This window comes from Saccharopolyspora sp. NPDC045941 (genome assembly GCF_056431445.1).
The window spans coordinates 1-13,445 of the sequence record NZ_JBWKKU010000093.1 but is presented as its reverse complement, the minus strand read 5'-3'; the positions used below and the strand labels follow the sequence as shown (position 1 = coordinate 13,445).

Genomic DNA, 13,445 nt, shown 5'->3' with positions numbered 1-13,445 from the left:
CACGTGAGGGTCCTGGCCGCATCACCCACCACCGGGAACCGTCATGCCGCGCTAGCACTTGGCCTGATCGCCCTGGCCACGCTGCTGTCGATGAGCGTCTGGTTCTCCGCATCGTTCGTCGTTCCACAACTGCAGCAGCTGTGGAACCTCACGAGCGGGCAGAGCTCACTGCTGACGATCGCGGTGCAACTGGGTTTCGTGCTCGGGGCCCTCACCCTCGCCGCAACCGGCCTCGCCGATGCCGTGCCCGGGCGCCGGCTGATGTGCGCAGGTGCGCTCGGCGCCGCCGCGGTGAACCTGGGCCTGCTCTGGGCTCCCGGTTTCGCCGTGGCGCTGCTGATGCGCATGCTCACCGGAGCCTTCCTCGCCGCCGTCTACCCTCCGGCGCTCAAGGAAGTGTCGTCGTGGTTCCAGCGCGGCCGCGGCACCGCGCTGGGAGTCATGATCGGGGCGCTCACGCTGGGCTCCGCCGCACCACAGCTGGTCAAGGCCGCCGGTGGTCTCGACTGGCAGCCCGTGATCGTCGCGACCTCCGTCCTCACCGCGGCAGGCGGATTGACCACACTGCTCATCCGCGGTTCGGGACCGTTCCCCTTCCCGAAGTCGGTGTTCAACCTCAAGTCCGCGCTGCGAGCCAGCCGGAGCCGACGAGTTCTGCTCGCCAACGTCGGCTACGCCGGCCACATGTGGGAGCTCTACGCCATGTGGGCCTGGGTCGGGACCTTCCTCGCCGGCCTTGACGGATTCGCCGGCTCACCGAACGGCGCCCAGAACGCCGCCTTCGCCGCGTTCGTCTGCATCGGGGTGGGAGCCATCGGATGCCTCGTCGGCGGTCGCATCAGCGACCGCTTCGGCCGAGCCCAGTCCGCGCTGATCAGCCTGGCCGGCTCGGGCGGAGCCGCAGTCGTCCTCGCGTTCATCCACTCGCTGCCGTTGCCACTGGTCGTCACCGTGTGCGCGTTCTGGGGGTTCTGGGTGATCGCGGACTCCGCTCAGTTCTCCGCGCTGGTCACAGAGAACGCCGACCAGCGCTACGTCGGCAGCGCCGTCTCCTTCCAGCTCGCGATCGGGTACGTGACCACCGCGGCGACCATCTACCTCGTCCCCGTCCTCGCCGAAAGCGCCTCCTGGACGGCAGCTCTGCTCGTGCTCGCCCTCGGACCGGCAGTCGGAATCGGGGCCCTGCTCACCTACCTCACTCGGCCTGACGGTGAAGTCGACCGATGACCATCCGGAGGAGAAGAATGGCAGACCACGCAACGATGCGCGCGTGGCAGGTCACCGAGCTGGGCGAACCGGCGCAGGTCCTGGCCACCGCGGAAGTACCGACGCCGGAACCTGGTGCCGGCCAAGTTCGGGTCCGCGTGACGGCGGCCGCGTGCAACTTCGCCGACGTGCTGCTGTGCCGGGGCAAGTACCAAGCAAAACCAGAACTTCCGTTCACGCCAGGCGTGGAGCTGTGCGGCGTCGTCGACGAGGTCGGGCCTGGATCCTCACCGGACCTGCTGCACCGCCGCGTCGTCGGCCGACCGTTCCTGCCGCACGGCGGATTCGCCGAATACGCTTTGCTGGAAGCACATTCGTCGTTCGTCGTGCCCCCGGACCTCGACGACGTCACCGCCGCAGCCCTGCACCTGACCTACCTGACGCCGTGGCTCGGCCTGCACCGCCGTGCCCGGCTCCAACCGGGAGAAGCCCTGGTCGTCACCGGCGCTGCCGGCGGCGTCGGCACAGCGGCCGTGCAGCTCGGGGTAGCAGCGGGTGCGCAGGTCATCGGCATCGTGTCCGATGCGCGCAAAGCGGCGACCGTGCGCGAGCTCGGCGCCACCAACGTCATCGACCGCAGCAGCACGGACGTGATCGAAGCAGTCCGCGAGATCACCGACGGGCACGGCGCCGACGTGGTCTTCGAATCCGTGGGCGGCGAGGCATACCGCCAGGCGACGAAGTACATCGCCTTCGAGGGCCGCATCCTGCTGATCGGCTTCGCCAGCGGCACGATCCCGCAACCGCGCCTCGACCACGCCTTCGTCAAGAACTACAGCGTTCTCGGCCTGCACTGGTCGCTCTACCTGGACCACCAACCCGAACTGGTCCGGGCCGCCCAGGACGACCTCTTCGAGCTGGCGCTGGCGAAACGAATCAACCCGCTGGTCCGGACAGCTCCCGTGAACGACCTGCCGCAAGCCCTCGAGGAGCTCGCCAGCAACCGTGCCCTGGGAAAGACCGTCCTGACCAGCACGTAATTCAAACTCACGCGCTGGGGAGATCCGGGGGCTTCTCCGCGAGGATCATGTCCGTGTGCGACTGGAGGGCCGGGAGGAGCTCGTCCGGTTGCGGGAGCACCCAGTACTTGCCCTCCGCAACCTTGTCGAAGACTCATTCCGCGTGTTCCTCAGGAGTGAGTCGCCGCGCTGTTGCAACTGCGCGTTGAAGACCGCGACCGTGCGTGGGCACTGTTCGGATGCGGCGGCCCCGCCATCAACCAGCCGATACCCGTACGGCGGCCGCCCACCCAGAAACCGGCCCTGCGTACGGACCTGGACTCGCATGGCCGCCCAAACCCGATGCCGGGTCCGCAGCACCTCCCGCCGCGACTGCGAACCCAGCAACAACATCAACGCCTCATGAGCCGAATTGCGCCCCTTGCTCCCGCAAAGCCGCCACCACCGCCCGTTCACTCACCATCCGCTACGAGCGCTACTGCACCCTGCTCTGCAGGTTCCTCGCCGTCGCCTCGGCTACCTGAAATACATCAAACAAGACACACGCTAGGGACTTTCCCCAAAAATCGAGTCTATCCGAATACGCCAGTCCCCATTCCCCAATCCAGCCGAAACAAGAAGATCTCGAAAGTCCACCTCCAAGAGACGCAAAGCGTCGAGCAACTTACTTGCATCCCCTCGCGCAACTATCACTACAGCAGCCGCAAATCTTTCACCGGACTCTTGTTCAGCAACCAAATTCACCCCCTCGCCAAGTCTCTCCTCAACCAACGAACCCACTACATCTTCCACCAGAGAAATCACTTCAGGCGCCTCTTCGCCAAAGTCGACAACAATGTTACTCTTCACTCTCGACGTAAGTCTCATCAACCCTCCGCGAAACAAAATCTAAACTCAAAACCCATCAACCTGGCGGAATCAGATAGTTCCCACTCCACGTATAGCCAGCTTGCTGCAGCTGGCGAAGTTCCCTTGCAAAAATCGTTTCACCTCGACCGCGGTAGTGCGCCACCACATCCGGTTCCGGTCATCTGACAGCGCGGCGATACGCGCAGTGACCTCGAGATGTTGGACTGCTGGTACCGCGTGCTTGTCTTCGCCCAACTCGCCTTCGGTTTGGACACGCGATTGGTGGAGCGTTTACCGAGCCGCATGTCGTCGTACATCCACTTCGGGACAAGATGCGGCTGTTCGTACATCTCCGGCATGATCAGACCGGATGGGCCGGAGAAGGTGATCGGGTTGTTGTTGGCGTAGGTGTAGTCGTTCATCTGCTGCGGACTGGTCACGTCCATTAGCGGCGCCATCAAACGCACGCAGAGGTGCCACCGCTCCAGCGAACACACCCACCTGCCCCGAACACCCACGAGGCGCAGGGCACAAATCATCAACCAGGCTGGAGAATCACCAGAAGCATGAACGAAAGCTAGCCGGAACCCGGCATGTAGAACAGATCCGCTTCGGCGAACATTGTATGATCAGGATCATCTTGACAAATCGTGCACTTCGCCAATAATCCGGCAACTTGCTCTCGCGGGCACCCACGCTCACGCACAGCCGACGTGCTCCCACCCAGCATCGCCGTCCCGGACCGCATCGCCCCGTGCCACCCTTAACAGTCTGCGGCCCCAGTTTTGGTCCTGTCGTCTCGGATCAGCCGACCGTCACGTCCTGGCGCACACCTGGTCAGCACGGCCGACGCGCGTCTCACGAGCCCGCACTCCGCCGTTCGTGCGAATGATCATCAACCGGCCGTGCCTCATTCTCGACGTGCCTAGGGTGTGCCATGACCTGGAGATGAGCCGAGGACGGAGTTTGTTGGTGGACGGCTTTCGCGTCGACCTGACCGCCTTGACCCACGCATCGGAAGGCGTGCGCGACACGATCAACGCGATGAGCCAGCGCAAGGTCAGCGACATCGACAGCCCAGCGGACGCCTTCGGCCACGACCGTCGCGGACTTCTGCGACCGCTGGAACGAAGGCGTCAGCAACCTGACCGAGGACGCCAAAGAGATCTCCGGGCGACTCGACCACTGCGTCCAGGCCTACCGACACACCGACGAAGCCGCCCGAGCGCACTTCGAGGGCATCCTGCAGCGCGCTGGCGGCGACGACCCGGCGGCGCAGTAGTGGCAGCCGAAGATCGTCCAACTACACCAGTTTTTAACCCCCGGTGGCTTGGACTTGCCTCTGTTGCAGCAGCTGTGTCCCCCCGCGTCAGCCACGGTCGCCGTGGTCGCCACGATGCGCGATCAACAGCTAGCGAGTTACCGCGCCGGTGAAGCCCTAGACCGCGCCTCCGTCGAGCTGGTCCACAGCATTCCGTTAGCTCGCAGAATCCCTGTCGCCAGAGCACTAACCGCATCCGAAACATCCCGTGCCGAACAACACGGCGCCGATGACCGCATCGCCCATGCGGTGCAGGCGCAGGAAGGGTTCGCCGGATACCTCGCCGCCGGCACGGCCATGATGGAGCACTGGTCGATCGGAGACGGCCCGTTGTTCCAGCTCGGCCACGCGTTGATCAGCACCGCTGTCGATTGCCGCCGTGCCGGATACCACAAGCCCGTACCCGAAGCCGTACTTGCGGGCCTGTACCGCCACTACCTGGCTGTCGGTTGGCGTGAGCGTACCGACTGGGGTTCCCCCGTGGCGTGGACACCCTGATACTGGATCTCCGGGTCTGGGAAGGATTGGTCCTGTTGGGGTGGTCGAAGTACAGCGGTGAGTGTTAGCTGGGCGGATGGCTGATGAGCCATTCGGCGCGCGAGCGTGCTGCGGGTCTACGGGCGGGCCAAGCAGGGCGCGCAGCCGGTTCAAAGGGATCCGCACACCGCATCCATTACTGGCAAGTAACTGCCACCCCTCCGGAGCGCCGTTCGGCGACACGCGTAGCGGTGGCAACTTACTGTCCAAGGCTTGTGTCCAAGATCGCGATCTACCTACATTCTGCACATTCTCGCAGGAAATCCGGCCACCCGCACCAACTCCGACACGCCCGGTCCCTGACCGCGGACCTGCGGCGGACGTGGGAAAAGCCTGCCCCACCCGAGCGGCTCGCCCCCTCCCGCAACCGACGCGGGTTTCGGAACCTCCGCGCGAAGTCCCAACCCCGTCGCATTTCCCATTCACATCGACCCACCGGGAAGGCGCCAAGTCCCCGCACTCGACAGACCATTTCCGATTCCGGAGATCGCTGGAGAAAACAGTGACCGAAGCCGATTCCACATCCACCTTCCCCGAAGCGCGCACCTGCCCCTACCAGCCGCCGATCACGTACCGCGAATTTCAGCAGCACGGCCCGCTGTGCCGGGTCGAGCAGTACGACGGCGCGATGGCGTGGGTCGTCACGCGTTACGACACGGCCCGCCGGCTGTTGGCCGACCACCGCCTTTCCGCCGACCGGACCCATCCGGGCTTTCCGCTCCTATCCGCCCGCTTCGAAGCGGTTCGCGAGCAACAACCGCGGCTGCCGCTCGTGGCGATGGACCCGCCGGAGCACGGCGTGTACCGCCGGATGGTGCTCAAGGAATTCACCGTGAAGCGAGTCCGCGAATTGCGCCCTGCCCTGGAGCGGATCGCGCGTCGATTCGCCGACGACCTGGTCGCCGCCGGACCGCCGGCCGACCTGGTGCCGACGTTCGCCCTGCCCGTGCCGTCGATGGTCATCTGCGAGGTGCTCGGCGTGCCGTTCGACGACCACGACTTCTTCCGGGACGTCGGCCATCGCATGGCGGAAAGCGCCGACCCGGAGGACATCGCCGCCGCGCGCGGCGAAATGGTCGAGTACCTCGACCGGCTGGTCACCGCACAGCAACGCGAGCCGGGCCCCGGCCTGATCAGCCGACTGGTCACCGAGCGCCTCGCCAGGGGCGAGCTGGACCGCGAAGACGTCGTGACGATGGCCGAGTTCCTGCTGGTCGCCGGACACGAGACCACGGCGTCGATGATCTCGCTGAGCGTCCTCACACTGCTGGAGCACCCCGAGCAGCTCGCCATCCTGCGGTCCGATCCGAGCGCGATGCCGTCCGCAGTGGAGGAGCTGCTGCGCTACCTCTCGGTCGCGGACCTCGCCGGCGTGCGAGTCGCCGTCGACGACATCGAGGTCGACGGCCGGCTGATCAGGGCCGGCGACGGCGTGATCGTGCCGAACGCGCTGGCCAACCGGGATCCGCACGTCTTCGCCGACCCGGACGCCTTCGACATCCGGCGGGAAGCGCGGCATCACGTCGCGTTCGGCTTCGGCGTGCACCAGTGCCTCGGCCAGAACCTGGCGCGGGCGGAGCTGGAGATCGCGCTGTCCGTCCTGCTGGAGCGGCTGCCCACGCTGTCGCTCGCCATCGAGGACGTACGGGAGTTGCCGGTGCGGGCTGCGACCACGATCCAGGGGATCAACAAGCTGCCGATCACTTGGTGATCAGGTCGATCAGGTCGGCCTCTTGCCGGACAACCCATCGAGTCGACTCGCCACGACCGGCCCGATTTGGGACAGCGCCTCGGGTTTCATCAGGTAGTCGTGTTCGCTGCCGATCTCGTGAACCTCGATCTGACCGTTGACGCACGGGATCCACGCTTGCCGAGCACGCCACGGCTCGGGCGCACCGCCTGCCCCTTCGCCGACGGCGATGAACAACAACAGGTCACCGTGGAACCGGCCGGGACGGTACTGCCTGAGGGCTCGCTCGTGCCGCGCGTGGCTCCGGCAAAGGCGGTCGAGGATCTGTTCGTCGAGGACGAACGCGGTCGATTCGCCGGCGTCCGCGCCGATGACGTCGATGAACATGTCGCGGACATCGCGGTCCGCTGCGGGTGGCGGCAGTTCTCGCTGGTCGGTCGGCGCCGGGAACGAATCGACCAACACGAGCAGTTCGACCTCGCCGCCTTCGTCCTGGATCATCGTGGCGACGGCGTGCGCGATGATGCCGCCGAACGACCAGCCGAGCAACCGGTACGGTCCAGTCGGCTGCACGGCTCGGATGTGCGCCAGGTAATCGGACGCCATTTCCTCGACGCCGATTGGACCGGAAAGATCTTCGGTCAGATCCCGGGCTTGCAGGCCGTACACCGGTTGTTCGGGGTCGAGGTGCGGAAGCAGCCCGGCGTACGGCCAGCTGATCCCGCCGGCCGGGTGGACGCAGAACAGCGGCCGGCGGCTGCCGGTCGTGCGCAGCGGCAGGAGAACGTCCAGGCCGCTACCGATATCTCCCGAATCCAGGCGGCGGCTCAGGTCCGCCGCTGTCGGCGCCTCGAAGAGCGCCCCCACTCCCAAAGCCACGTCGAAGTCCTTGCGGATGCGGGAGACCAGCCGGGTGGCGAGCAGGGAATGCCCGCCCAGGTCGAAGAAATTGTCGTCGACGCCGACGCGCTCGACGCCCAGTACTTGGGCGAACAGGTCGCACAGGAGCACTTCGGTGCGGGTGCGCGGCGGCCTCGACCGGCCACCGCCGGTGAACGTGGGTGCCGGCAGCGCTTTGCGGTCCAACTTGCCGTTCGCCGTGACCGGCATCTCCTCCAGCGCCACCACTGCGGCCGGCACCATGTACTCCGGCAAGAACTCGCGCGCGAACCGCCGGACCTCGTCACCGTCGACCCGGGCCCCCGCGGCGGGCACCACGAACGCCACCAGTCGTTTGTCGCCCGGCCGATCCTCGCGGACGACCACTGCGGCCCGGGCGATTCCGGGATGCGCGGCAAGGGTGTTCTCGATCTCGCCGGGCTCGATGCGGAAGCCCCGCACCTTCACCTGGTCGTCAGCCCGCCCCATGTACTCCAGTTCGCCGTCATGGTTCCACCGCACGAGGTCCCCGGTCCGGTACATCCGGCTGCCCACCGGATCTCCCGGCTTGGCGAAGGGGTTCGCCACGAACCGTTCCGCGGTGAGTCCCGGGCGGGCCCAGTAACCGCGCGCCAATCCCGTGCCGCCCACGTAGAGCTCCCCGACCACGCCCGGCGGGGTCGGCCGCAACCAGCGATCCAGCACGTACACCCGCGTGTTGGCGATCGGGCCACCGATCGATGGCGGTCGCGTGTCATCGCACCAGGCCAACGTCGACCAGATGGTCGTCTCCGTCGGGCCGTAGACGTTCACGACTCGACCGCCGGTCGCATGCATTTCGGCGACGAGCTCGGCGGGCAGTGGTTCGCCACCGGACAACATCGTGAGGTTCTCGAAATTCGCGCCGCAGAAACCGATCAGTCCTTGCCACAACGAGGGCGTGGCCTGCACGATCGAGACTTCTTCCTGCTCGATCAGGGTGGTCAGCAGCGCCGGATCGCGAACCGTCCCGTCGTCGGCGACCACGACGGTGGCGCCGGCCAGGAGCGGGCCGAGCAGTTCCAGGGCGGCGATGTCGAACGCGAGCGTTGTGACCGCAAGCCAGCGGTCCGACTCATCGAGCCGCAACGCCTCGCCCATGCCGAGCAGCAGGTTCCGCAGGGCCAGCTCGGGGACGACCACGCCCTTGGGCTTCCCGCTGGACCCGGACGTGTAGATGACGTACGCGGGGTGCAGCGGATGTGGGGCAGCCGGGCGGTCCGCGTCGGTGAGGTCCGTTGCCGGTAGCCGGTAGAGCGAGTCCCGTACCTCGCCGTCATCCAGCACGACCAGCGGTCGGGACACCCCGGGCAGTCGTCGGGCCGTGTCAGCGGTGGTCAACACGATCGCCGGGTCGGCGTTGTCGAGCACGTGCCGGATGCGTTCCCCAGGATGGGCCGGGTCGATCGGCAGGTAGGCGCCACCGGTCTTCAGCACGGCCAGCAGGGCGACCACCATCTCCGCCGAGCGCGGCATCGCCAGGGCGACCACGCGCTCCGGGCCCGCGCCCAGGCCGATGAGGTGGCGGGCGAGCCGATTCGCGCGCGAGTTCAACTCCGCGTAGGTCAGCCTCGCCATGCCGGACACGACCGCCTCGGCGCTCGCGGACTTCCCGGCCTGGGCCTCGAACAACGCGAACACCGACGACTCCGGTTGCAGGTCCGCCTCGGTGGCGTTGCACTCGACCAACAACCGTTCCCTTTCGGCCGCGGTGACCGCATCGATGTCCGCAACGTTCCGGTCCGGGTCGTCGGCCACCATCCGCAACAGCGCGTGGAGCCGGTCCAGCAAGACCCCGATCGCCTGTCGGTCGAAGACGTCCGACCGGTAGTCCAAGCGCAGTTCCAAGCGCCGCCGCCCCTGCACGACGAGGCTGAGCGGGTAGTGCGTGGTGGTGTGGCTGTGCGCGTCAGCAACCCGCAACCCACCCACCGAGTCGAGCATGGCCGGATCGACCGGGAAGTTCTCGAACAGGACCAGGCTGTCGAAGAGTCCACTGTGTCCGGTCAGCCGGTGGATGTCGCTGAGTCCCAGGTGCTCGTGCTGCGTCATCCGCAGCTGGTCTTCCTGCACCCTGGAGAGCAGCGCGGAAACGGATTCGCCCGCGTTGATGCGGACGCGGACCGGCAGGGTGTTGACGAACAGGCCGACCATGCCCTCGATGCCCGGCAACTCCGGTGGCCGTCCGGCGACGGTGGCACCGAAGACCACGTCGTCGCTGCCGGTCAACTGCCCCAACAGCAGTGCCCACGCGCCGCGGACGAACGTGTTGAGCGTCCAGCCGCGGCGCCGTGCGAGGACCGTCATCGATTCGGTCAGCTCCGGCGGCAGTTCGAACGTGACCTGGTGACGTCGCGGCTGCGCTCGAACGACCTCCGCGGTCGGCGCGATGCGGGTCGGCGCCTCCAGTCCGCGCAGCATCTGCCGCCACGCGGCCCCCGCCGCCGGTCTGTCCTGCGCGGCTTGCCACGCCAGGAAATCCCGGTACGGGGTGGCCGGCGGCAGCCCGTCCTCTTCGCCGTGCTCGTAGAGGTGGAACAGATCGCGCAACAGCACGGGCATCGACCAGCCGTCCAGCAGGAGGTGGTGGTTGGTGAGCGCCAGGAGGTGGGACTGTTCGCCGAGGCGGATCAGCGTGAACCGCAGGAGCGGGGGCGCGGCCGGGTCGAACCGGTGCGACCGCTCCGCATCCAGGAGCCGCGCCGACTCGGCCCGCCGCTCGTCGGCAGCGAGGTGCCGGAGGTCGATTTCCTGCCAGGGCAACGCCACGGAACCAGGCACGACCTGGACCGGGCGTTCGACATCGTCGCACCAGAAGGCGGCGCGGAGATTCGGGTGGCGCCGCAGCAGTGCTGCCGCGGCATTGCGCAATGCCTCGGGATCCAACGACCCGGCCAGTTCCAGGGACAGCTGGACCACGTAGTCGTCGGAGTTGTGCTCGTCGTACAGCGCGTGGAAGAGCAACCCTTCCTGCAGCGGTGTGACCGGCAGGATCTGGGCTGCCCCGCGCTCGCCGGGCTGCGAGTACTCGGCCTGCACCCGGGCGATCTCGTCCGCGGTCAGGTCGACCAGGAGCGGCTGCGGTTCCGCTGCCGGGGGCACCGACGGATCCTGCGGCGCGGCTGCCCGAGCCAACGCGGCCACGGATTTGTGCTGGAACACGTCTTGCACGGTCATCGGTATCCCGGCCGCCTTGGCCCGGCTGACCAGTTGTACGGAGGAGATGCTGTCGCCGCCCAGGTCGAAGAAGTTGTCGTCCACCCCGACCGTTGCGACGTCGAGCACCTGGCCGAACAGCCCGCACAGTTCCGCTTCGAGCGGTGTCCGCGGGCCGCGCCCCGCGGCGGACTTCGCGAAGTCCGGTTTCGGCAGTGATTTCCGGTCCAGCTTTCCGCTCGCCGTCATCGGCAACTCGTCCAACACCACCACAGCGGCCGGGACCATGAACTCCGGCAACCTCGCACGGACGAAATCCCGAACCTCGCCGACATCCGGCCCCTCACCCGAACTGGGCACGACGTACGCGACCAGCCGCCTGTCACCCGGCTTGTCCTCCCGCACCACCACCGCGGCTTCGGCGATCCCCACGTGCTCGATGAGCCTGTTCTCGATCTCGCCGAGTTCGATCCGGAAGCCCCGCACCTTCACCTGATCGTCCGCGCGCCCCAGATACTCCAACTCGCCCTCGCGGTTCCACCGAACCAAGTCCCCCGTCCGGAACATCCGAGACCCGACCGGGCCGAACGGATCCGCCACGAACCGGCCAGCGGTCAACCCCGCACGACCCCCGTACCCCCGCGCCAAGCCCACACCCGCGACGTACAACTCCCCCACCACACCCGGCGGCACCAGCCGCATGCGGCCATCCAGCACGTAGACCCGTGTGTTCGCGACCGGGCGGCCGACCCGGACCGGGCCGTCCCCGGCTTCCCAGAACAAGCTGTCCGCGCTGGCCTCGGAGGAGCCGTACAGGTTGAGCAGCAGCGAATCCGGCAGGACTTCCGCATGGCGCTCGACGAGAGCGCGGGGCAGGGCTTCACCGCTGGTCACCCAGCATCGGACGGATGCCAACGACCTGGAGTAGGCGTCGTCCAGCAGCACCCGCAGCAAGCTCGGCACCACCGTCACCCGCTCGACCTCGTGCTCCGCGACCAGGCGCACCAGGCCGCTGGGATCCCGCAGGACATCGTCCCCGGCCAGCACGACCTTGCCCCCGTGCAACATCGTGCCGAGCAGTTCGGTGGCGCTGTCCAGGAAACTCAGCGAGCTCCGAGCGAGGACCGTTGACGACCGCCACTGCGGATACCGCTCGCTGAACCACTGCCAGCGGTTCGCAAGACCCGCGTGCAGGCCGACGACTCCCTTCGGCACGCCTGTCGAACCGGACGTGTAGATCACGTAGGCGGGGTGCAGCGGCAGCAGCGGCGCCAGCCGCTCGGAGTCCGCGACGTTCTCCATCGAATACCCCTGGCCCACCAGGTCGTCGACCAGCAGGCAAGTCGCGTCGGTCCTCGGCAGCGCGGCGCGCACCGCCGAGGACGTCACCACCACCGCAGGCCGGGCGTCGGCGAGCATGAACTCGATCCGACTGGCCGGATATGCCGGGTCGATCGGCAGGTAGGCGCCACCGGCCTTCAACACGGCGAGGACCGCGACCACCATCTCCACCGAGCGGGGTATGGCCAGCCCCACCACCTGTTCAGGTCCCACGCCCAGCTCGACCAGGTGCCGGGCGAGCTGGTTCGAGCGCGCATTCAGGTCCCGATAGGTCAACTCCGCACCTTCGAACACCAGCGCCACCGTGTCCGGCGTTCGCGCCACCTGCTGCTCGAACAGGTCCGGCAGCACCAGCGACGACGGCAGTGGGATCGCCGGGTCGTTCCACGAGGTCAACAGTCGGCGCCGCTCGGCGGCATCCACCACGTCGAAGCTGCCGATGCTCCGATCGAGCTCGTCGACCGCGGTCTCCAGCAGCCTGCGGAACCGGGACAGCAGGGACTCCACAGTGGACCGGTCGAAGATGTCGGTGTTGTACTCGACCGTCAGCGCGAGACCCGTCCGGCTGCTTTCGAAGTGCACGCCTTCGTCGACGCTGATGAGCAAATCCACCCGGGCCGCGCCGACATTCACCGGCATCAGTCGACCGCGCGCGCCGGGGAGGCTCAACTCGGTGCGCGGCGCGTTCTGCTGCGTGAGCATCACCTGGAACAGCGGGTGGTGGGTCAAGGTCCTGGTCGGCTTGAGCACGTCGACGAGATGCTCGAAGGGGACGTCCTGGTTCTCGTACGCCGCCAGGTCGGTGTCGCGGACGCGGCGGACGAGTTCGCGGAAGGTGGGATCGCCGGAGGTGTCCACCCGGAGCACGAGGGTGTTGACGAAGAATCCGACGAGATCGTCCAACGCCTCGTCGGTACGGCCTGCGACGACGGAGCCGATCACCACGTCCTCGCCGACGTTGAGCCTGGTCAGCAGTGCGGCCAGACCAGCATGCAACACCATGAACAAGCTTGCGTCGCAGGCCCTCGCCACGTGGAGCAATCGGGCGTGGAGGTCTGCTGACCATTCGACGACCAATGTCTCGCCACGGTGCGATGCAACCGTCGGATGCGGTCGGTCGGTGGGTAGTTGGAGCTGTTCCGGAGCGCCGGCCAGCTCCCGTCGCCAATAACCGAGCTGTTGGGACACAAGGCTTTCCGGATCGTCCTCATCCCCCAGAAGATCCCGCTGCCACAACGTGTAATCCGCATACTGCACCGGCAACGACTCCCACACCGGCACACCACCACCCCGCCGAGCCGCATAAGCATCAGCGAAATCCCGCCACAACGGCTCCAACGACCACCCATCCGCAGCGATATGGTGCAACACCAACACCAACACCCGCTCACCACCCGAAACCACCAAC

At 67.1% G+C, this 13,445-nt stretch carries 6 protein-coding genes; 4 read left to right on the top strand and 2 right to left on the bottom strand.

Translation table 11 applies throughout. The features are described from left to right. The first annotated feature begins 3 nt into the window (after positions 1-3). Together AC07FN_RS41925 and AC07FN_RS41920 are read left to right on the top strand one after the other, a co-directional pair. A complete protein-coding gene (locus AC07FN_RS41925; RefSeq protein WP_478400685.1) occupies positions 4-1,227 on the top strand; it encodes an MFS transporter in 1,224 nt (407 codons plus the stop codon). Between the two features lie 17 nt (positions 1,228-1,244). After that, entirely contained in the window at positions 1,245-2,246 is a 1,002-nt protein-coding gene (locus tag AC07FN_RS41920; protein ID WP_478400684.1) for an NADPH:quinone oxidoreductase family protein, read from the top strand. Positions 2,247-3,211: 965 nt separating this feature from the next. On the opposite strand, the gene AC07FN_RS41915 is transcribed toward AC07FN_RS41920, so the two are convergent. After that, a complete protein-coding gene (locus tag AC07FN_RS41915; RefSeq protein ID WP_478400683.1) occupies positions 3,212-3,514 on the bottom strand; it encodes a hypothetical protein in 303 nt (100 codons plus the stop codon). 944 nt (positions 3,515-4,458) lie between these two features. Between AC07FN_RS41915 and AC07FN_RS41910 the strand changes: the two genes are divergently transcribed. Both AC07FN_RS41910 and AC07FN_RS41905 read left to right on the top strand, forming a co-directional pair. Next, a complete protein-coding gene (locus AC07FN_RS41910; protein ID WP_478400682.1) occupies positions 4,459-4,893 on the top strand; it encodes a hypothetical protein in 435 nt (144 codons plus the stop codon). A gap of 541 nt (positions 4,894-5,434) precedes the next feature. After that, a complete protein-coding gene (locus AC07FN_RS41905) occupies positions 5,435-6,643 on the top strand; it encodes a cytochrome P450 (protein WP_478400681.1) in 1,209 nt (402 codons plus the stop codon). 9 nt (positions 6,644-6,652) lie between these two features. On the opposite strand, the gene AC07FN_RS41900 is transcribed toward AC07FN_RS41905, so the two are convergent. After that, positions 6,653-13,445, bottom strand: a 6,793-nt coding sequence (locus AC07FN_RS41900; protein ID WP_478400680.1) for an amino acid adenylation domain-containing protein, incomplete at its 5' end; no start/stop codon positions are given.

Coding starts and splice junctions, on each gene's coding strand:
- AC07FN_RS41920 (WP_478400684.1), top strand. CDS start 1,245: ATGGCAGACCACGCAACGATGCGCGCGTGGCAGGTCACCGAGCTGGGC.